This window comes from Enterobacter sp. EGD-HP1, from assembly GCF_000733275.2.
In the GTDB taxonomy this organism is placed as follows: Bacteria; Pseudomonadota; Gammaproteobacteria; order Enterobacterales; family Enterobacteriaceae; genus Enterobacter.
The window spans coordinates 1-19,275 of record NZ_AVOP01000010.1; the positions used below are offsets into that span (position 1 = coordinate 1).

Genomic DNA, 19,275 nt, shown 5'->3' on the forward strand with positions numbered 1-19,275 from the left:
GCTCCCATGTTATGCTACAAAAAAACCAACATAGCAGGGGAGAAAATGGGTTCCACACGTAAAGGGATGCTGAACGTCCTGATCGCCGCCGTTTTATGGGGCAGTTCCGGCGTTTGCGCGCAGTACATCATGGAGAAAAGCCACATTTCTTCGCCTTACCTGACCATGGTTCGCCTGCTGTTTACCGGCGTGATCCTGCTGACGCTCTCTTTCGTTCACGGCGACAAGATTTTCTCGGTCATCAAACATCGCAAAGACGCCCTCAGCCTGCTGATTTTCTCACTCGTCGGCGCGCTCACCGTGCAGCTCACCTTCCTGCTGACGATTGAAAAATCCAACGCCGCGACCGCTACCGTGCTGCAGTTCCTGTCCCCGACCATCATCGTGGCGTGGTTCGCCCTGGCGCGGAAAAAGCGTCCCGGCGTGTTTGTCCTGTCGGCCATTTTAACGTCGCTTATCGGTACCTTCCTGCTGGTCACCCACGGCGATCCGACGTCGCTCTCCATCTCGCCTGCCGCACTGTTCTTCGGCATCGCCTCGGCGTTTGCCGCCGCGTTTTATACCACGTACCCGTCGACGCTGATCGCCCGCTACGGCACGCTGCCGATTGTGGGCTGGAGCATGTTGATTGCCGGGTTAATGCTGACGCCGTTCTACGCCGGACGCGGGACCACCTTCGTGATCGACGGCAGCCTGCTGCTGGCGTTTTTCTACCTGGTGGTGATCGGCACCGCGCTGACGTTCAGCCTGTACCTGAAAGGTGCGCAGATGATCGGCGGGCCGAAGGCGAGCATCCTGAGCTGCGCCGAACCCTTGAGCAGCGCGTTGCTGTCCGTGATTTTGCTGGGCGTGGCGTTTACCCTGCCGGACTGGCTGGGGACGCTGCTGATCGTGTCGTCGGTGGTGCTGATTTCAATGGATTCGCGTAGAAGGGTTAAGGCATCGGCGTAGCCTGATGCCCTCACCCCAACCCTCTCCCACGGGAGAGGGAGAAAAGCACTACTTCGCTTTAACCTTCCCTGCCACCAGCAGTGCCGTCAGCAGCATCAGCGTACCGGAAATCACCAGCGGTGACGTCAGCCCCAGATGGTCGAGCGCCACGCCGCCAATGGCCGCGCCGCAGGTGTTTGCCAGCTGGATCACCGCCACCTGAATCGACCCGGCTTTTTCCGCCTGATCGGCAAGCGAGCGGGTGATCCACGTCGACCAGCCCACCGGCACCAGCGCAAAGGCAAAGCCCCAGATAATCGCAATGGCAGACGCCACCCACTTATCGCTGCCCCACAGCACCAGCACCGCCGCACTCGCCGCCAGCACCAGCGGCGCGCCCGCCAGCGCGACCTTCAGGGAGCGTTTCAGGAACTGGGACGACAGCGAGGTGCCGACAAAACTCGCGATACCAAAGCTCAGCAGCACCAGCGTCAGGCCGTCCACGTCAAAGCCCGCCATGGTCATAAACACCGGGCGGATATAGGTAAAGAAGGCAAACTGCCCGGCGAAGGACATAAAGATGGCGGTCATCCCCGCCAGCACGCCGGGGCGCTTCAGCAGCGCGAACATGTTCTGCTTATGGTGCGCCGCTTCGCCCGGCAGCGACGGCAGCGCTTTCCACACCCAAATGATGCAGAGCAGGCCCATCACCGCCGCAGCGTTGAAGACGTTACGCCAGCCGATAATTCCACCGAGGAAGCTGCCGAGCGGCGCGGCAATCACCAGCGCGATAGAGACCGCACCGAAGATAACGGAAAGCGCTTTTGGCACCGTGCGCGCGGGCACCAGTCGCATGGTCAGCGAAGCGGACATCGCCCAGAAGCCGCCGAGCCCCAGCCCCAGACAGGCGCGCCCCAGCAGCAGCAGGGTAAAGCTTTCAGCAAAGGAGACCAGCAGGCAGGAGAGCGTCAGCAGCACGCTGAACAGGATGACCACCTTGCGGCGGTCGATGGTGCCAATCACCTGGGTAATAAACAGGCTGGCGAACATTGCCACAAACGCGGTGACGGTAACGGACTGTCCCGCCACGCCCTCGGAAATCCCCAGATCCTGCGCCATCGGCGTCAGCAGGCTCACTGGCAGAAACTCAACGGTAATCAGGCAGGCGACGCAGAACGCCACGGCGAAAACGGCCGACCAGTTGGGGCGAGAAACCTCTTTGGTCTGCGGTCTGGTCGTGGGCTGGATATGTTCTGTCATGGCGTCACCTGAAGATAAAAACGTGCGGAAAAGTCGCGCAGTTTATCATCAAAAGTGTGACGAATTTAACGATTTGACAACTTTTGTCGTTTTTAATGAGCCAGGAGGGAGAGCGTCATCGACTGATACCTTTTCAGCATAACGAAAATGAAAATTCAGTATCCACATTTGAGGTGAAACAATCATAGCGTCTGAAAAGGAGAAACTATGAAAACACGTAACTTATCTCAAAATCTTAGTGTTAGTGCTATTGGCTTTGGTGCGATGGGGCTGAGTGAATTTTACGGGCAGACGAATGACAATGCATCACTTGAGGTGCTGCATAAGCTCATCGAACTGAACGTGACGTTCATTGATACCGCAAATCTGTATGGCCGCGGTCACAATGAAAGGCTGATCGGTCACTTTCTTGCCGGGCTGGATAAAAGCACACGCGAGCAGTTTAAAATTGCCACGAAGTGCGGTATCGATCGCTCTCCCGACGAGTCCTATGCCCGCTCCATTAATAACACACCCGACTATATCATCCGCTGCTGTAACGAATCCCTTAAGCGCCTTGGCGTTGAACGCATCGATCTCTTTTACCTTCACAGAGTGAGCAACGAAACACCGGTCGAAGAAAGCATGGATTGCCTGAGTGCGCTCGTTAAAGAAGGTAAAATTAACCATATTGGTCTTTGTGAAGTGTCAGCGTCAACGCTACGACGGGCCCATGAAGTCCATCCTGTCACCGCGCTGCAAACGGAATATTCTCTGTGGACGCGTGACATTGAAGATACCGTTCTGCCGGTCGTGAAAGAGTTGGATATCGGCCTGGTGCCTTACTCACCTCTCGGTAGAGGCTTCCTTACCGGAAAATACCTGAACAACAGTGATTTTGCAGAGGGTGATTTCCGCAAGAATAACGAACGTTTTGTTCAGTCCAGCCTCGATCATAATCGCCAGTTGCTTGATGCGATTACGCCGCTTGCGCAGAAATACGGTTGCACTTCAGGTCAAATTGCACTGGCGTGGTTACTGGCGCAATACGATAAGCTGGTCCCCATTCCGGGCACTAAGCACACCCGTTATCTGGCTGAGAATGCACACGCAGCCGACATTGTTCTGGAAAAAAGCGATATTCAATCACTGAACGATATTCATCGAAAGATAGAGATTAAAGGTGAACGATATTCTGCAGAGGGAATGAAGGGTGTGAACGCCTGATACCTCATCATGAAATAAAAAACCGGGTTTACCCGGTTTTTTTATTTCTACAGATACGCCGTGCCGTTAGCGATAAACGCTCAACGCGACACCTTCCCCACCGCCTACGCACAGTGCGGCGACGCCACGCCTGCCGTCGTTACGGACCAGGGAATGAACCAGCGTCACCAAAATCCGGCAGCCAGATGCGCCTATCGCATGCCCAAGCGCGATGGCCCCGCCGTAAGGATTGATACGATCCGGGGAAATCCCAGCCCGCTGAATCACCGCCAGCGCCTGGGCGGCAAACGCTTCGTTCGATTCAAGGTGATCGACATCTTCAGGCTTCCATCCCGAGCGGGAAAGACAGTCGGCAATGGCTTGAATCGGGGCTGCGCCCATTAATGCCGGCTGGATACCGGAATTGGTAAACGCGCCCAGCGACGCCAGAACCGGCAAGCCACGCGCTTCGGCGGTATCACGTGTACAAAGCAGTACCGCAGCGGCACCGTCATTCAGCGATGATGCATTTCCCGCCGTCACCGTTCCCTCTTTTCGGAAGACAGGCCTCAGCTTCGTCAATTTTTCAATACTGGTTGCACGCGGCCCTTCATCCCTTTCCACGCTAATCGTTTCGCCTTTTCGCGTCAGCCACTCAACCGGAACAATTTCGCGCTCAAAAATGCCGCGCGCCTGCGCTTCAAGCGCATTGTGGTGAGAGATAAGGGCATACTCATCCTGCATTTCGCGGCTGATACCAAACTCCGTCGCGACATTCTCAGCGGTGATACCCATATGATAATCGTTGAAGGCATCCCAGAGCCCGTCAGAAACCAGGCTATCTTTGAGAGTGATATCACCCAGCCGCGTTCCGCTACGTGACGTCATGGCGATATGCGGCGCGTTGGACATACTCTCCTGACCGCCGGCGATAACAAACTCAGCCTCCCCCGTCTGAAGCGCCTGCATGCCCAGATGGACCGCCTTTAGCCCGGAACCACACACTTTATTGATTGTGAGACATTGCGTTTCCACCGGTAATCCGGCATTCAGGGCCGACTGCCGGGCCGGATTCTGACCGCAACCCGCAGTAAGTACCTGCCCCATAATGACCTGAGAGATATCACCGGCCTCTACGCCAGATTCTTTCAGGAGCGCCTGAATGACCCTGCTTCCCAGGTCAGAGGCGGAATGCTCCGCAAGTGCGCCCTGAAATGCGCCCGTCGCCGTGCGGCGGGCTGCTATAATGACAACCTCTCTCATGCGTCACCCCCTTTCAGTCCTGGCAAGGTATGACCCGTCGCGGCCATTGCCGCCCGGTATGCAGTAAGACCATTCATACAGGCGGGAACGCCAGCATACACCGCCATCTGTATCACGATTTCAAGCAGCTCTTCCGGCGTCACGCCTGTGTTGAGCGCGCCTCTCATATGCAGTTCCAGCTGCGGCATGGCATTACCCAGCGTCACAAGCGAGGCGACGGTCAGCATTTCGCGCGTTTTGAGATCCAGTCCCGGACGCCCCACCACATCCCCGAACGCATAGTCGGTAATCAGGGCGGGCAGCCCCGGGTCCAGCTCGCTCAGGCGGCGGGTGACTTTATCCGCAAGTCCCGCTTCAAGACGGTCCATAATTTCTCTGCCGTAGCGCGTGCGGTCATTAATTTGACTCATAAGACTTCTCCAGAGGGGACTGTTTTGCGGTCAACGTTGCAGGAATAACCGCAACAAGCAGAACGGACAGGCCGATGGCCGTGCCGGCGACGATATACAGAAGCGGCATTGAAAATGCTGAAACCATCCAGGCACCGACCGACGCGCCGATACCAATGGCGGTATTGAAAAACGAAACGTAGATTGCGGAGGCCGGGAAAGCTTTATCCTCAGCCATACGTAAAACCCAGGTCTGGAAGCCGACAAATATTCCTGACACGGCAACGCCCCAGACAATCATGCTGATAAATATCAGCGCAGCAGAGAGCGAAGCACCTGACAGGCCCAGGAACAGCAGCACTGCACAGATCAGCAGTACAGACAAAGAGACCGTCAGCTTGAGATACTTATCAATCAACACGCCGGTCAGAAAATTACCGGCAAGACCCGCGATGCCGTAAACAAAAAGTACAGCGGGAATAAACGCGGTGGACAGTAAACTCTGCGTGTGTAGCCAGGGTTCAATGTACGTAAAGGCGGCAAAGTGGGCCGTAACGGCCAGCAGGGTAGCGGAGTAAATTTTCCACAAGGTAGATGATTTCAGCACGCCTTTAAGCGCATCCAGGCCTAGCGCACTTTTGCTGGTGATCTGGGGAACAAGCACGCTAATACCCACAAAGGCAATTACGCTCAGCGCGGCCATCAGCCAAAATGCCTGCCGCCAGCCGAAGTGAATACCAATGTAGTTGGATACCGGCACGCCAAAAACGCTTGCTGCAGAGACGCCACCAAATACGATTGACGTCGCCGCCCCAATATATCTGGCAGGAACGATAGCAACCGCCGTTGCGCCGATCATCGCCCAGAATGCACCGTGAGCAAGCGCACCCAGCACTCGGGCGCTAAGCAGCATGCTGTAGGTGTTTACCGTCGCGGCCATGATGTTGGAGATCAGAAGCACCACGGTGAGCACGAGTAAAAGCCGCTTCTTGGCCACATTGCCTAAAAAAACGGAGGCAAACAGCGCACTCAACGCCCCCACCCAGGCATAAAGCGACACGGTCATGCCCACCGCGGATTCTGAAGACTGTAGCCCCTCTGCGATTGGCGTTAATAATCCGACGGGCGCCAGTTCAGTAGTGACAATAGTAAACGTTGAAATAGCCAGAATGAATAAAGCAAGCCATGACCTTAACGTCATATTTTGCAAAGAGAGTTCTGAAGTCATACTACTTACCTCAATGATGGTTTAAATAATGTGCCAATTTTTTTCCGTTGCATATCTGGTAAGCGCAGAATGCTCTCCCACACACACGGGATGCCCGATAGCTTCGAGCATTGGAATATCCGAAACATCGTCACCGTAGGCATAACAATCCGCCGGGTTAATCTCCTTATCCCGGCAAAACGTTATAAGCGCATCTTTTTTACCCGCGCCAATGGTTTGCGGCAGGCCGATTTCACCCGTTAACTCACCTGCTTCATTTATTATGACCGGTGCACAGAGTACATCCGTTACCCCAAGGTATTTCGCAATGGGTGAAAGAATCGGAAGCATAGAGCCCGATATAAATACGGTGTACATGTTCTGACTCTGATGTTTTTTAAGTGCTGCAACGGCACTCTCAATAAAAAACACGTTTTCCAGTTTACGCCTGAACCATTCCTCGCCCATTTCGTCCAGATAACGACAAGATACACCTTTAAACTGGCGATAGTACTCTCGGTTCAGCGTCTCCCTTGGTACACCGTTTTTTACGTCTGCGCGAAAGCGAGACATAAAGCGTTGAAGACGATCGAGTTGATTATTTTCCCTGCACCAGAAATCATAGAAATCAAACATACTTTTAATATTTATAAGCGTCTCATCAACGTCAAAAAATGCGGCGTGTTTACGCAAAGCCTATTCCTCGTAGTTTTTTCTTCGGCTCTTAACCGGGAAATCTTTATCCGTACCAGACACACCTGCATCCGCCCAGCGGGAAGGCGAAATTTCAGAAACCACCACGGAGATTTTATCCAGCGGTGCACCTGTATTTTTGTGTACGGCAAACGTAATATCTTCCTGAAGCCTGATGATTTGATTTTCATCTTTCGTCGGCCAGGTCATCACATGAACAAACGGCATATTTTTCTCACTCTATAGTTGTAAATTCATCGAAGGAACGGCCTTTAAGTTTTAAATGGGCATGGATATCGCCTCCAAGACCGTAAAAACCAATTGCACCGCCGTAGCTCTGGCGCGAGCTCATATAAAGTACGACCACGTTAATAATTCTGTTTCCTTTCCTCTCCGGCGCCGGAAAAGGATCGGTTAACTCAGCCCAATATTCGGCATTACCTTCGCTATCGGTTATAAATACGTTGGGTATGCCGAGCGGGCCAGGCCTGCTCGGCGCCTCAGAGGCTAAATCGTTTTCCCTGAGACTCATCACGGTATAAACGCTATCCGGAACAAGACTCCGGAACGAAAACGTGAACCGCGCTCGTTTTTTATCTTCGGACAACGTGACGTCAAAAATGCCCTCTGCCTCCAGCCAGGCTGCGAGGGTGACAGGCTGGATGTCTCGCTTTCCATCGCTGCTGCGATAATCCGCGATATAGCCGTCATGAAGCGGCACGCTCGGCCGCATTTCATTATTGGCCTGCGGCCGCTGTTCCGGTGCGAAAATCATCCGATAGTTGTTCATCGGAATGGGTAAAGGAAGCGTATGAAGAATGATCTCCTTCAAGGCATCCTGAGGCATTTTTTCTATATCACACAGAATGTTATAGGGTGCGATTTCCCCAAATGCCGGGAGCGCGCTGTCCGGTGAGACAATGACGCTTCGCCACTGCAGGCCGTTATCCCCGGGCACCATGCCAACCACGACAAAATTACCCTTCCCGTCCATGACCTCCGCAGGGGGGTAAAGCGGCCCCTGCGTGGTCGCAGCCAGACGGTATTTCTGGCTACGTAATTCAGGCATGCGTTACCCCCTGAGCCACCCCTTGCTGCTGAACGATGGTCGCCTGCATGGCAACCTCAGCCAGCGATTTTTCTTTCTCTGTAATCAGGGCGGAAGGATAGACGGTGAACGACACATCCATTGTCGCGCAGAGCGTTTGGTGCTGCGTGACGCGCACCTGAGCCTTGAAACGCCCCCGGCGGTCATTAATATCTTTTTCCAGAAATTCAAAGTGGACCAGCGCCGGTAAAGGGAACAGGAAACTGGCAAAATTGATTGCCATGCTATTAATGACGTAATAGCGCCCGCTTTCCTGCTGGTAAATAAATTCTTCGGTGACGCCGATAAAGGCCTGTCGGCTGGCTTCAACCAGCAGCATGCCCTGAATATGCTGGCCAGTCTGATGATCCGCCATCAATTCGCAACGCTCGTCGATCAACAAAGGCATAGCATACCGATCGGGATTATGCTCAATCTGTTCCGCAGGCCCTATAAGTACGTTCTGCTCCAGCTTTTTATGGCAATGTACATTTTTTTTGTCGCTAACCAGTTTTTCCAGAGAGCACATTTTAAGTTTATTACCATGAACTGCATTTCTTGCCTGGTTTGAAATTACTTTTCCGGCAAAATCCTTGCGCACGCCCTGACCAACAATAATTTCGTGTTCTTTATCAATGATATTCGCAGGGATCTGAGTCAATAATTCAAGCTGAGATATAGTCAATACATCTTTACCGTTGGCAAATTCATTAAATTTATCGCCAACAACAACCAACTTTTTACAGTTCATTCAGTGTTCCTCAACAACAGCAAGCACGGTAGATGCGCGTATAAAGGCCGTCATTGCCGCCAGTGATAAAGTTGTCGCCGGCCTGCTGAATGATTTCCTGGTAACGTGCATTGGTAAATGCTTCTTTATATGCTGCTTTATCACCGTTGAATGAGGAGATAAACATTACGCCCGGAACGCCGCTGATCAGAGAATGAAATGCTTCGAAACTTTCAATCTTATCTTTGTTATCTCTTACCACATTAAAAATGGTTTCATCGCGCCACTGACGGTACTGCTGATAGTTATGCGCAGGCACTTCAACGTGACGAAGCTGGATATAATTTGATTCTGGTAAGTGCTTTTTATTATCGATCGGGGATTCAACAAATTTAAGTAATTCGCGACGAATATCGGCAGAAAGAACATCCGAGAAACGATGGAACATAGATTCCATTTCACTCTCAACCCACGCAATTTCTTTAATGTCATTGAACGCGCGCAGCTCCAGCAATTCATTAATGCCGTTTTCTTCACAGGAATAGTAGCGAACGTTTTCATTGCTTTTTAATGAAGTGAATTCTTTTTCAGAAAAAGTATTTTTTAATGGGAAGCGTGATACCAGTACATATTTAGACGACATAATTACTCCGAATATTGATTGAGTGAGGATTCGCATAGAAATTTATCAATACAGGAAACAATTGGAATTGTTAAATTTGTAATATATTTTTGGTATTACTGTTAAAACCGGTTTTGCTGCCCGCATTTAGCGTGTAATATCGAAATCGAAAAAAGACTAAATACCTTTTCGCATTCAGGACTCACGTATGGCCACAGCAGAACATTTAATCAGCAATAACCTGCCAAGTATCAAACAATTACAATGCTTTCTTGCTGTTGCACATGAACTGAATTTCCGTAAGGCTGCCGAACGTCTACGCATGACTCAACCGCCATTGACGCGCCAGATAAAGTGCCTGGAAGCGGTTCTGAAACGTCAGTTGTTCAGCCGCAGCACGCATGACGTTAGCCTCACTGAAGCAGGTCGTGCGCTGGTTGTTCAGGCAGAAAAAATACTGAAAGACATCAGCAATCTAAAAGAAGATCCTCTCTCTTCTGAAACGAGCCTGCGTATCGGACTCACGCGAACGCTTAATTTTGAATATATTGAACCCGTGAACACCCAGCTTCAAAAAATGAACGCGGGAGATGATGTCGAAACGCCGGATCTGACGTCAGCGCAACTGCTGCAAAGCTTGTCTAAAAATATGCTGGACCTGGTGCTGACCGGTGAAAAAGGAACGGGTCATGAAGACATTGTTCAATACCGCTGGGTCTGCCAGGAGCCGTTGCTCATCGCAATGCCCTCTTTGCATCCTGCCAGCCTGAAAGAGAAAGTCGCGCTGGAAGACATTAGCGATCTCCCGATTTTTTGGTTTTCGCGAAGCGCTAACCCGTCATTCTATGACAAATGCGAAAGCTACTTTGATACGCTGAAAACGCCGCTGAAGCGGATAAAAGAGCCGGATGATACCCTCGTGATGCTGAGCCGTATCGCAAGAGGGAAAGGATTTGCCCTGCTGCCGCAGTCGAAATGCACCTTTAATCAGGAAGGACTTTGCTACCGTGAACTCACGGACGCGGAGGCAAAAAGGTTAAACATAGATATCTATGCCGCCACCCGCCTCAATGAAAATAGAGAGGAGATTCTGAACGCTCAGAATGTGTTATGCGGGAAAATGCCTTAATGCAGATAAAACACACCCTCTTCCGGCAGGAAAAGCTGGTTGTAGCGTAGCTGGAAGGCATTCAGCTCCTGCGGATCGGGCTCCATCTCGCGCATAAAGCCAAGCGCCAGACGAATTTGCGCATCGGTAATGGGTGCTGCCAGGCGGGCTTTACGCAGCATGCGGTGCCAGGCGTGCAGGTTCTCTTCGCTACCGTCAACGATGCAGACCTGCCAGATAAGCAGCACCTGCGCGGCGTTTTGCAAATGCGCCTCGTCCGGCCGCTCAAGGTAGCGGATAAACTCATTGCCCGGCGTTTTTCCGAACTGGTCGATCATCGACTCAACCGGCATCGGGGTGATCCCCAGCCGTTCGCTCAAGCGTTTGATGGCGCGGCGGGAATCTGAGGTCAGGACGCGAAATCCCACCACAAACACCACGGCAAGCGTTGCCAGCATTATCCAGACCATGCGTTCTCCTATGAATAGCCGCTCATCATAGCGGGAAACGCAGCGCCTCAACAGCGGGCAGGACCATAATAGTGAACGGAAAAGATGTTGAAGAATTGGGAGAGGAGGAATTAACGCCGTCGGCGAAAATGTAAAAAAGCCCGGCATCACACACCGGGCAAAGAAGTTACCTGCACACTCAGGCTGTTTTTAATTTCTGCGCACGATTCTCACGGCGAATTTTACGTTCTTCCAGCACCGCAACCATCGCCATCAGGACGATACAGCCAATCGCTGCCGCATCCAGCGCCGCGAAGGTGCCCGCCCAGCCGGTGAGGCCGAAAATCGGCGTGCCGTCGGCAATCATACCTAAGCCGAGCTTGGCGAAGCTGTCGCCGATCAGGTAGGCGAAGGTGCCTTTAATCCCATCGGCGGCGCCGATCGCTTTTTTCGGGACGAAGCCCACTGCCGCCACGCCGATCAGTAATTGCGGACCAAACACCAGGAAGCCGAGCGCGAACAGGGACGCCAGATAAACGTACTGGTTGCTGGCGTGCTGGTAGACGCCGAGGGTGGCGATAATCAGCGCCAGCGCGACGCAGGCCACCAGCGCACGACGGCCGTTGGCGAGGTCAGAGAGCCAGCCCCACAGCAGCGTGCCGACCAGCGCGCCCACTTCGAACAGGGTGAAGCCCTGAATCGCCACTTCTTTAGAAAGCTTCAGCTCCTGGAAGGCATACACGGTCGACCACTGGTCGATGCCGATACGCACCACGTAGAGGAAGATGTTTGAGAAGCACAGCAGCCAGATCACTTTGTTTTTCAGCACGTACTCAACAAAGATCTGCCATTTGGACATCTCGTTTTCTTCGGTCTCTTTGTCCTCTTCGCTGATCTCCTCCCCGAACAGCTCTTCGGCTTTGCCGAGGCCGTAAGACTCCGGGGAGTCGCTGCCGTAGCGCAGGCCGATAAAGCCGACAATCAGGGCGATAATCGACGGGAAGATAAACATCCCGATCACGTGGCCGTCGAACAGGTAGTTTGCGCCGAACAGCGCCACGCCAGCCGCACCCGCCCCGCCGAGGTTGTGGGAGATGTTCCACATGCCGAGGTAGGAACCACGCTTGCGGCGCGGGGTCCATTTGGTGATGGTGGAGTAGCTGCACGACCCGCCGGTGCTCTGGAAGAAACCGCTCAGGGCGTAGAAGGCGATCATCATGAACAGGCTGACGGAGCCCGCGCCCATGCTGGCGCTGAAGCCGAGCATACAGATGGCGGAGAGGATCAGCATAAACGGCAGGAACTGCTTGGTGTTTTTGCCGTCCGCGTAGTAGGAAACGACGGTTTTCCCCACGCCGTAGGTGATGGAGAAGCCCAGGCCAATCATCCCCAGCTGCGTCATGCTCAGCCCGTAGGTTGAGATCATGTCGTTCTGCGCGATGTTGAAGTTTTTGCGGATCAGGTACATGGTCAGGTAGCCGATGAAGACCACCAGATAAGACTGCATGAACGGTTTGAACCACATCTTGCGCCGCACGTCGAGCGGCAGATCCAGGGTCGGCTTGCGCACCTGATTTAAGAAGGCCAGCATGACTGAGTTACTCCTGAGCTGATTTTTGCAGCATTGTAAAAATCAGCCGGGAGAGATGCCTGAGACAGCGTCCAGGTAAAACCGGGAAAATTTCCTAGTTTTGCGCCATTCGGGGTGAAAAGGTGAGACGCATCACGCTTCACTCACCTCGCGCGGGGCCTGCGCGTGCAAAAACGGCAGCAGCAGCAGGGCGGAAATCCCCGCCGCGATGGCGATCACCGCGAAGAACCCGCTCCAGTGCCAGACGTCGATCACCCGTGCCAGCGGCCAGCCGGAGAGCGACGCGCCGAGGTAGGCAAACAGCCCGACAAAGCCCGTCGCCGCGCCAGCCGCCTCTTTGTGGGAACACTCCGCCGCCGCCATGCCGATCAGCATCTGCGGGCCAAATACGAAGAAGCCGATGGTGAAGAAGCACGCCGCCTGCATCACGTAGCTGGCGAACGGCATCAGCCACAGCGAGCCGACGGAGAGCAAAATCCCGGCGGCGAAAATCAGGTTCATTGGGCCACGGTTGCCGTTGAACAGTTTGTCCGACCCCCAGCCCGCCACCAGCGCGCCGATAAACCCGCCCAGCTCAAACATCGTCACCGCTGAGTTGGCGGTCACCAGGTCCACGCCGAGCGTCTCGGACATGTACAGATTGCCCCAGTCGTTGATGGCCGCGCGCACCACGTAGACCAGCACGTAGCAGAGCGACAGCAGCCAGATGTACGGGTTTTTCAGCACGTATTTGGTGAGGATCTCCCTGCGGGTCAGCCCCGCGCCTTCCTGCTGCTGGGCAATCTCCATCTCGTCGTGCCGCCAGTCGCCCACCGGAGGCAGGCCGACGGTTTGCGGCCTGTCGCGCAGGCGCCAGCAGAGGAACAGCCCGGCGACAATCGCGAGGCCACCGGCAATCATCATCCCCGCGCGCCAGCCGTAGTGCAGCGCTGCCGCCCCCACCACCATCGGGATCAGCGCCCCGCCGACGTTATGCGCGGTATTCCAGATTGCCCACCAGCCGCCGCGCTCGTTGCGCGAATACCAGGCGGTGAGCAGGCGGGCGCAGACCGGCGCCCCCCAGCCCTGGAAAAAGGCGTTCAGCGCCCACAGCAGGGCAAAGGCCCAAAGCGACGTCGAGAAGCCAAACAGAATGTTCACCACGCCGGTGGCGATCAGCCCAACGCCCATGAAATAGCGGGCGTTGGAGCGGTCGCTGACGATGCCGGAGACGAACTTCGACAGGCCGTAGGTGATGTAAAACAGCGTCGCCAGCAGGCCGATATCGGTACGCGTCATCACGCCGCTGGCGAGGATTTCCGGCGCGGCGGCGTTGAAGCTTTTGCGGGTGAAGTAGAACAGCGCGTAGCCGAGCCAGATGGTAATCAGGATATGGCGACGCCAGTAGCGGTAGCGGGCGTCGATTTCCGCTTTATTGCCTATCGGCGCGGCGTTCACGGGGGTTTTAAACATGGTGGCTCCTTAGCGGCAGGCTGACGCTGACGCGCGTCCCGTGGGTGCAGGAGATGTTCAGCGTGCCGCCCAGCGCCTTCACGCGCTCGCGCATGCCAGCCAGGCCAAAGCCCTGCTGCCCGGAGCCCGGCGGCAGGCCGCAGCCGTCGTCTTCAATCACCAGCTTGAGGCTGTCGTCCTGCTGCCAGCCCTGGATCGTGACCGCGCTGGCGCTGGCGTGTTTGACGATATTGTTCAGCCCTTCCTGACAGACGCGAAACAGCGTCACGCGCTGGCCTTCGCTCAGCGCAGGCTCGTTAATGCGCCAGTCGAGATGGCTAACAATGCCGCGGCTTTCCAGTTCCATCTCACGCATCAGGGAACGCACCGCCTGCTCAAGCGACAGGTCGTCGAGCTGCCGCGGGCGCAGCCGTCCTAACAGGCGGCGAACGGAGTCATAGACGCCCAGCGAAAGCTGTTCGATATGCGCCCCGCCCTGCTTAACGCCCGCGTTTTCTGCCGCCAGACGCTGGACAATGCCCGCCTGGGTGCGGATCGCGGTGATGGTCTGGCCGATATCGTCGTGCAGCTCGCGGGCGACTTCCTGCCGCACGCTCTCTTCGGTTTCCAGCAGACGCTCCGCCAGACGGCGGTTGCGCGCCAGCTCGGTCTGCAGGGACTGGTTCAGCTCGCGCAGGCGCTGAATGCCCGCGCCGAGAAGCAGCCCGGTCAGGCTCTGGGCCAGCAGGGAAAGCAGTAAATCCACAGGATGATCGTGCCAGGTCTGGCTGGCGATCAGCGCGATGGCGTTCATCAGCGTGGCGATCAGCGCCCCCTGCCAGCCGTAGTGCCAGGCAAGGGCGATGATTGGAAGCGCCAGACAAAACGGCGTGAAGCGTGAAAGCTCTGCGGGCAGGCCAAGCTGTAGCCACAGGCTCACCACAAACAGCAGCAGATACCAGATGAGGTGCCGGGCGCGCCAGTTCACCGGTTGGGAAACCAGCGCCGGGCCAAGCGGCTGCCAGACGGTGCTGGTGAGGTAGTGCCAGATCACGAGACAGGTCGGGGCCAGCGTCAGGCCGCCGGTGAGGGTCAGCAGCAGGGCGTTGAGCATCTCCTTCTCGCCGACCCACGGAAGCGACTGCAGCAGCGCGGCGGCAATCAGCGCCGCCCCCTGCCGCAGCAGCGTGCGCCAGTCGCGCTGGTGACGGTAGCGGGAAATCAGCGCAACCGGGAGAAGCGTGAGCAGGCTTCCGGTCATCAATAAGGGCAGGTGCGCCAGGGCCACTTCCTGCGCCAGCCAGACCAGCATCAGCCACTCTGCGCCGAGCAAAACCGGCCAGTAGCCTCGCGGGCACTGGAGCATTAAGCCCAGACGCAGGCCGAAGGGAAACAGCAGCACCGCCAGCTCCGGGCGTTCCACCAGGTGCAGGCTGATGCTCCACAGGCAGAACCAGGCGGCGGAGAAGATAAAAAAGCTGGCGACAACGGCGATCAGCCGTGAAAAAGCGGAACTCATTGCCAGCTGTCGAACATGCGGCGCGCCAGCTCGACGTCGTTGCTGACGTTAAGTTTTTCCATCAGGTTGGCGCGATGAACGTGTACGGTTTTCGGGGACAGATCCAGCTCGGCGGCAATCTCTTTTACCGACATTCCCTGCGCGAGTTTTTCTGCAACCTGACGCTCGCGTTTGGTGAGCGGATCCTGACGTCCGGCCGCCAGCTTGATGGCGATATCCGGCGTCAGATAGCAGCCGCCGGTGGAAACGGTGCGGACGGCGGCGATCAGCTCGTCCGGGCTACAGCGTTTAGAGAGGAAACCGCGCGCGCCCGCGTTGAGCGCCTGCTCGACCAGCGCCGGGCTATCGTGAACCGACAGCATAATCGTCGCCATCCCTTTCGGCAGCTGGCTTAGCAGCTCCAGTCCGGAGAGATCCGGCATCGAGATGTCGCAGATACAGACCTGCACTCCGCGCCCCGGCAGGCCCGCCAGCGCCTCGCGACCGGAGCCAAACTCGGCCACGACCTGAAAATCCGGTTCGAGGTTCAGAAGCTGGGCAAAGCCGGAGCGGACGATAAGGTGGTCGTCGATGAGAGCGATGGTGGTCATGGGTTGATCCTGATGCGTGAACACGCCGGATGGCGGCGTAAACGCCTTATCCGGCCTACGTGTAAAGTCCTTGTAGGCCGGATAAGCGCAGCGCCATCCGGCAAAAGCCTCTTACCTTAAGTGATTTACTCGAAAAACACCGCAATTTTGTTAAACATGGTGGGATCGGACTGGTTGCGCGCCACTTTAGTGACATCTTCCAGCTTGTCGATCTGCGCCATCATTTGCTCCAGACGCTGGTCATCGTTAACCAGTAGCCAGATGCGGCTGTGCTCGCTGCCCTGAATCGGCAGACAGAGAATGCCTTCCACGTTAAACGCGCGGCGGGCAAATAGCCCGCAGACGTGCGTCATGACGCCAGGATGGTTGCGGACGGTGAGTTCCAGAATGACGTTATCATGTTGTTTCTGCATGGCTTATTCTCCCACCATCTCAGTATTTGCCGCACCCGGCGGCACCATCGGATACACTTTTTGTTCAGGGTCGATACGGACGTGGATCAGCGCCGGGCCGGGGCGAGAAATCGCCGCCTGCAGCGCCGCGTGGGCATCCTCTTCGGCGTTCAGATCGCAGGTGTGCAGGCCAAAGCCGGCGGCAATCTGCATAAAGTTAATCATCCCCGGATAGGTCGCGGCAAACACGCCCTGCTTGTAGAACAGGCTCTGCTGCTGGTGTACCAGCCCCAGCGCCTCGTTGTTCATCAGGATGATTTTCACGTCTAACTGGTTTTCGGCCGCGGTCGCCATTTCCTGAATGTTCATCATCAGGCTACCGTCGCCGGAGAAGCAGATCACCTTGCGGTCCGGATTCGCCAGCGCCGCCCCGACTGCCGCCGGCAGGCCGAAGCCCATGGTGCCGAGACCGCCGGAAGTCAGCCACTGGCGCGGACGGTTCAGCGGGTAGGCCTGAGCGGTCCACATCTGATGCTGGCCCACGTCGGTGGTGATAATCGCGCTGTCGTCCACGCAGGCGGCCACGGCGTTGATAAGACCATAGTGGCTCAGCGGGTCGCCTTCGGTTGGGATGGCGCCCGGGAACTCGCGCTGCAGATCGGCCACCAGCTGACGCCAGTCGGCGCGGTCGGTTGCGTCGGTTTGTGGGATCAGCTGCGCCAGCACTTCGGCCACGTCGCCCTGAATCGCCACGTGCGGCTGCTTGATTTTACCCAGCTCGGCGCGGTCGATATCCACGTGAATGATCTGCGCGTTCGGGCAGAACTGTTCGGTTTTGCCAATCGCCCGGTCATCAAAACGCGCGCCCATAACGATCAGCAAATCCGCCTCTTGCAGGATGTAGTTGGTGCTGCGCGCGCCGTGCATGCCCAGCATGCCTAATGACAATGGGTGCGCTTTAGGCAGCATGCCCAGCGCCATCAGGGTCATGGTGGTCGGCAGGTTGGCTTTTTCGGCGAACTGACGAATTTCATCCGCGGCGTTAATCGCCCCGCCGCCCAGATAGAGTACCGGACGTTTGGCGGCGTTAATCATGGCGGCAGCATCGCGCACGCTCTCAGCGCTGAATTCTGGCGCGGGGGCACGGTCGCCCGGCTCCGGCAGAACGTCTATCTCGATCTCTGCGGTCTGGACATCCTTAGGAATGTCTATCCACACCGGGCCCGGGCGGCCAGACTGTGCAATGCGGAACGCATCGCTGATAACCTGAGGCAGCTCGCTGATATCGCGAACTAAATAGTTATGTTTGGTGATGGGGATAGAGATGCCGTAGGTATCCACTTCCTGGAACGCATCGGTGCCGATCATCGAGGACGGTACCTGGCCGGTAATGCAGATCAGCGGAATCGAGTCGAGACGCGCGTCGGCAATGGCGGTGACCAGGTTGGTTGCACCCGGGCCGCTGCAGGCCATACAGACCGCCGGTTTGCCCTGCGTACGCGCCATGCCCTGAGCAATAAAGCCTGCCCCCTGCTCGTGGCGCGCCAGCACGTGGCGGATCTTCGTGCTTTGGCTTAACGCATCGTACAGCGGCAGCACCGTGCCGCCCGGGATACCCGCAACCGTAGTGATGCCCTGCCGTTCCAGTAAATGAACAATCAGCTGCGCGCCAGTAAAACGCGTCTTTGTGGATGTCGTGCCCGAACTTGCCATGCTCCAGTCCTTTTCTTCTGAGCCAGCCTTCCGGGGAGGGTCCTAAACAAAAAACCCCGCCCGGTTTGCGCCGGCGGGGTTTTGGATTCGTGTGTTGATCCAGTCCCTACGGCGCATTGCCGACGACCACCACCACACGCACGACGACCACTGCGGCAGGTTGCGCAGTTTTTAGTAGGGTCGAAGTGAAGATGGATGAAGTCATTGGGGACCTGTGTTTGGATTCATTGATTGAATTTATACAAACACAGGTTTTCGGGCGTGACAATGGAAATATTTTCATCTGCGCAAAAATGCGTCAGGGATCACGTTTCGTTTGTTGAGTGATGACACTCAAAAAGTCGGTTTTTACTCACTCAATAAACAGAGCAGGTGATACCCCAAATCTGGCCGCCAGCTTTTTAATATGGTTCAGAGTAAGCTGTCTCTGGCCATTCAGAACCCGTGAAACCATCGATTTACTGCCAATTTCATCCTGAAAATCCGATATCGTCAGGTTGTACTGATCCATCAAGGTTCTTAAAACCGCAATACCGACGGGGACGGACTCCATCTCCTTACGTAATGCGACTATCTCTGGCCGACTGGCTTCGTAACGGCTAATCCTGGCGCACACAATATCCAGCAAGGGGCTATCGGGCTCGTTCATAAGGAGATACTCAACCAGCTCAAGCGCATCCTTGTAATCCCTCTCGCTCGGCTGTTCACCCAGTAAAGGAACGGCCGCAACAAGGGCATGCGTAGCTTTTATTGCATCAGCGACGATCATCATTTCTTCCCCTTAGTGCGATGTTTCTCCGTAAAACGGTCATATTCCTTATGCTGGGGAAACTGGGTTACCGCATCCAAAATAGCTTTCATAGAGATTAAATGCATACTGCATGCCTGCCGCGTCCGTTGCCATTATGGCAATAATGACATCCGTTGCCAATAAGTCAACAGACATCTTTTTATGGGCAGACCAGAAAACAAAAAACCCCGCCTAAGCGAGGTTTTTATCAGGGTTTTGCGGTTGGTCGCCGCAGAACACACTGTGTTACGTCAACGCAAAAAGTATACGCGATCGAAGACGAACGCGCAATTCCGGCACGGATTTTGACGTTTTTGAGTATGGAT

At 55.5% G+C, this 19,275-nt stretch carries 21 protein-coding genes; 3 read left to right on the forward strand and 18 right to left on the reverse strand.

The features are described 5' to 3' along the window. Nucleotides 1-45 precede the first annotated feature (45 nt). A complete protein-coding gene (locus tag N037_RS08270) occupies nucleotides 46-951 on the forward strand; it encodes a DMT family transporter (RefSeq protein ID WP_032640251.1) in 906 nt (301 codons plus the stop codon). Nucleotides 952-999: 48 nt separating this feature from the next. On the opposite strand, the gene nepI is transcribed toward N037_RS08270, so the two are convergent. Beyond that, nucleotides 1,000-2,190 (reverse strand): purine ribonucleoside efflux pump NepI, encoded by a 1,191-nt coding sequence (gene nepI / locus N037_RS08275; protein WP_032640253.1) that lies wholly within the window; start codon nucleotides 2,188-2,190, stop codon nucleotides 1,000-1,002. 207 nt (nucleotides 2,191-2,397) lie between these two features. Between nepI and N037_RS08280 the strand changes: the two genes are divergently transcribed. Then, a complete protein-coding gene (locus N037_RS08280; RefSeq protein WP_023333967.1) occupies nucleotides 2,398-3,396 on the forward strand; it encodes an aldo/keto reductase in 999 nt (332 codons plus the stop codon). Nucleotides 3,397-3,462: 66 nt separating this feature from the next. Here N037_RS08280 and N037_RS08285 read toward each other — a convergent pair whose 3' ends face one another. From N037_RS08285 to N037_RS08320, 8 genes are read right to left on the reverse strand one after another with little or no spacing between them, the layout of a single operon-like run. Further along, on the reverse strand, nucleotides 3,463-4,638 hold the full coding sequence (locus N037_RS08285; RefSeq protein ID WP_023333966.1) for an acetyl-CoA C-acetyltransferase: 1,176 nt from the start codon (nucleotides 4,636-4,638) through the stop codon (nucleotides 3,463-3,465). After that, entirely contained in the window at nucleotides 4,635-5,048 is a 414-nt protein-coding gene (locus N037_RS08290; protein WP_023333965.1) for a carboxymuconolactone decarboxylase family protein, read from the reverse strand. Before N037_RS08290 ends, N037_RS08285 begins: the two co-directional genes overlap by 4 nt. Continuing rightward, nucleotides 5,035-6,255: an MFS transporter gene (locus N037_RS08295; protein ID WP_023333964.1), complete on the reverse strand. Its 1,221-nt coding sequence runs from the start codon at nucleotides 6,253-6,255 to the stop codon at nucleotides 5,035-5,037. Before N037_RS08295 ends, N037_RS08290 begins: the two co-directional genes overlap by 14 nt. Before the next feature lie 21 nt (nucleotides 6,256-6,276). Beyond that, the gene (locus N037_RS08300; protein WP_023333963.1) at nucleotides 6,277-6,927 is read right to left on the reverse strand and encodes an HAD family hydrolase; all 651 of its coding nucleotides are present in this window, start codon (nucleotides 6,925-6,927) and stop codon (nucleotides 6,277-6,279) included. A gap of 3 nt (nucleotides 6,928-6,930) precedes the next feature. Next, nucleotides 6,931-7,155, reverse strand: coding sequence for a 2-hydroxymuconate tautomerase (locus N037_RS08305; RefSeq protein WP_023333962.1), 225 nt, complete (start codon nucleotides 7,153-7,155; stop codon nucleotides 6,931-6,933). Nucleotides 7,156-7,162: 7 nt separating this feature from the next. Further along, a complete protein-coding gene (locus N037_RS08310) occupies nucleotides 7,163-7,996 on the reverse strand; it encodes a hypothetical protein (RefSeq protein ID WP_023333961.1) in 834 nt (277 codons plus the stop codon). Then, nucleotides 7,989-8,765, reverse strand: coding sequence for an AfsA-related hotdog domain-containing protein (locus tag N037_RS08315; protein WP_023333960.1), 777 nt, complete (start codon nucleotides 8,763-8,765; stop codon nucleotides 7,989-7,991). Before N037_RS08315 ends, N037_RS08310 begins: the two co-directional genes overlap by 8 nt. 10 nt (nucleotides 8,766-8,775) lie before the next feature. Then, on the reverse strand, nucleotides 8,776-9,387 hold the full coding sequence (locus N037_RS08320; protein ID WP_032640257.1) for a hypothetical protein: 612 nt from the start codon (nucleotides 9,385-9,387) through the stop codon (nucleotides 8,776-8,778). A 187-nt stretch (nucleotides 9,388-9,574) separates the two neighbouring features. On the opposite strand from N037_RS08320, the gene N037_RS08325 reads away from it, so the two are divergent. Beyond that, entirely contained in the window at nucleotides 9,575-10,495 is a 921-nt protein-coding gene (locus N037_RS08325; protein WP_023333958.1) for a LysR family transcriptional regulator, read from the forward strand. Here the strand turns inward: N037_RS08325 and N037_RS08330 are convergent. The 9 genes from N037_RS08330 to N037_RS08365 form a co-directional block, all read right to left on the reverse strand. Further along, complete coding sequence (locus tag N037_RS08330) at nucleotides 10,492-10,944, reverse strand: DUF1198 domain-containing protein (RefSeq protein ID WP_021242696.1); 453 nt, start codon at nucleotides 10,942-10,944, stop codon at nucleotides 10,492-10,494. The two genes, N037_RS08325 and N037_RS08330, sit on opposite strands and share 4 nt — an antisense overlap. 178 nt (nucleotides 10,945-11,122) lie before the next feature. Next, a complete protein-coding gene (uhpT, locus tag N037_RS08335) occupies nucleotides 11,123-12,514 on the reverse strand; it encodes a hexose-6-phosphate:phosphate antiporter (RefSeq protein ID WP_023333957.1) in 1,392 nt (463 codons plus the stop codon). A 132-nt stretch (nucleotides 12,515-12,646) separates the two neighbouring features. Beyond that, entirely contained in the window at nucleotides 12,647-13,966 is a 1,320-nt protein-coding gene (locus N037_RS08340) for an MFS transporter (RefSeq protein WP_032640266.1), read from the reverse strand. Next, on the reverse strand, nucleotides 13,959-15,464 hold the full coding sequence (uhpB, locus tag N037_RS08345) for a signal transduction histidine-protein kinase/phosphatase UhpB (RefSeq protein WP_023333955.1): 1,506 nt from the start codon (nucleotides 15,462-15,464) through the stop codon (nucleotides 13,959-13,961). Before uhpB ends, N037_RS08340 begins: the two co-directional genes overlap by 8 nt. After that, the gene (uhpA, locus tag N037_RS08350; protein WP_014881931.1) at nucleotides 15,461-16,054 is read right to left on the reverse strand and encodes a transcriptional regulator UhpA; all 594 of its coding nucleotides are present in this window, start codon (nucleotides 16,052-16,054) and stop codon (nucleotides 15,461-15,463) included. Before uhpA ends, uhpB begins: the two co-directional genes overlap by 4 nt. Nucleotides 16,055-16,179: 125 nt before the next feature. Then, nucleotides 16,180-16,467, reverse strand: a complete 288-nt coding sequence (ilvN, locus tag N037_RS08355) for an acetolactate synthase small subunit (RefSeq protein ID WP_010426528.1) — start codon at nucleotides 16,465-16,467, stop codon at nucleotides 16,180-16,182. A 3-nt stretch (nucleotides 16,468-16,470) separates the two neighbouring features. After that, complete coding sequence (gene ilvB / locus N037_RS08360; protein ID WP_032640268.1) at nucleotides 16,471-18,159, reverse strand: acetolactate synthase large subunit; 1,689 nt, start codon at nucleotides 18,157-18,159, stop codon at nucleotides 16,471-16,473. A 106-nt stretch (nucleotides 18,160-18,265) separates the two neighbouring features. Beyond that, a complete protein-coding gene (gene ivbL, locus N037_RS24835) occupies nucleotides 18,266-18,364 on the reverse strand; it encodes an ilvB operon leader peptide IvbL (RefSeq protein WP_057979964.1) in 99 nt (32 codons plus the stop codon). A gap of 147 nt (nucleotides 18,365-18,511) precedes the next feature. Then, nucleotides 18,512-18,931: a helix-turn-helix domain-containing protein gene (locus tag N037_RS08365; RefSeq protein WP_023333953.1), complete on the reverse strand. Its 420-nt coding sequence runs from the start codon at nucleotides 18,929-18,931 to the stop codon at nucleotides 18,512-18,514. Nucleotides 18,932-19,275: the final 344 nt, after the last annotated feature.

What these genes read in the sequence shown, in the direction of transcription:
- N037_RS08270 (WP_032640251.1), top strand. Translation starts at nt 46, where the DNA reads ATGGGTTCCACACGTAAAGGGATGCTGAACGTCCTGATCGCCGCCGTT.
- nepI (WP_032640253.1), bottom strand. Translation starts at nt 2,190, where the DNA reads ATGACAGAACATATCCAGCCCACGACCAGACCGCAGACCAAAGAGGTT.
- N037_RS08280 (WP_023333967.1), top strand. Translation starts at nt 2,398, where the DNA reads ATGAAAACACGTAACTTATCTCAAAATCTTAGTGTTAGTGCTATTGGC.
- N037_RS08285 (WP_023333966.1), bottom strand. Translation starts at nt 4,638, where the DNA reads ATGAGAGAGGTTGTCATTATAGCAGCCCGCCGCACGGCGACGGGCGCA.
- N037_RS08290 (WP_023333965.1), bottom strand. Translation starts at nt 5,048, where the DNA reads ATGAGTCAAATTAATGACCGCACGCGCTACGGCAGAGAAATTATGGAC.
- N037_RS08295 (WP_023333964.1), bottom strand. Translation starts at nt 6,255, where the DNA reads ATGACTTCAGAACTCTCTTTGCAAAATATGACGTTAAGGTCATGGCTT.
- N037_RS08305 (WP_023333962.1), bottom strand. Translation starts at nt 7,155, where the DNA reads ATGCCGTTTGTTCATGTGATGACCTGGCCGACGAAAGATGAAAATCAA.
- N037_RS08310 (WP_023333961.1), bottom strand. Translation starts at nt 7,996, where the DNA reads ATGCCTGAATTACGTAGCCAGAAATACCGTCTGGCTGCGACCACGCAG.
- N037_RS08315 (WP_023333960.1), bottom strand. Translation starts at nt 8,765, where the DNA reads ATGAACTGTAAAAAGTTGGTTGTTGTTGGCGATAAATTTAATGAATTT.
- N037_RS08320 (WP_032640257.1), bottom strand. Translation starts at nt 9,387, where the DNA reads ATGTCGTCTAAATATGTACTGGTATCACGCTTCCCATTAAAAAATACT.
- N037_RS08325 (WP_023333958.1), top strand. Translation starts at nt 9,575, where the DNA reads ATGGCCACAGCAGAACATTTAATCAGCAATAACCTGCCAAGTATCAAA.
- N037_RS08330 (WP_021242696.1), bottom strand. Translation starts at nt 10,944, where the DNA reads ATGGTCTGGATAATGCTGGCAACGCTTGCCGTGGTGTTTGTGGTGGGA.
- uhpT (WP_023333957.1), bottom strand. Translation starts at nt 12,514, where the DNA reads ATGCTGGCCTTCTTAAATCAGGTGCGCAAGCCGACCCTGGATCTGCCG.
- N037_RS08340 (WP_032640266.1), bottom strand. Translation starts at nt 13,966, where the DNA reads ATGTTTAAAACCCCCGTGAACGCCGCGCCGATAGGCAATAAAGCGGAA.
- uhpB (WP_023333955.1), bottom strand. Translation starts at nt 15,464, where the DNA reads ATGAGTTCCGCTTTTTCACGGCTGATCGCCGTTGTCGCCAGCTTTTTT.
- uhpA (WP_014881931.1), bottom strand. Translation starts at nt 16,054, where the DNA reads ATGACCACCATCGCTCTCATCGACGACCACCTTATCGTCCGCTCCGGC.
- ilvN (WP_010426528.1), bottom strand. Translation starts at nt 16,467, where the DNA reads ATGCAGAAACAACATGATAACGTCATTCTGGAACTCACCGTCCGCAAC.
- ilvB (WP_032640268.1), bottom strand. Translation starts at nt 18,159, where the DNA reads ATGGCAAGTTCGGGCACGACATCCACAAAGACGCGTTTTACTGGCGCG.
- ivbL (WP_057979964.1), bottom strand. Translation starts at nt 18,364, where the DNA reads ATGACTTCATCCATCTTCACTTCGACCCTACTAAAAACTGCGCAACCT.
- N037_RS08365 (WP_023333953.1), bottom strand. Translation starts at nt 18,931, where the DNA reads ATGATGATCGTCGCTGATGCAATAAAAGCTACGCATGCCCTTGTTGCG.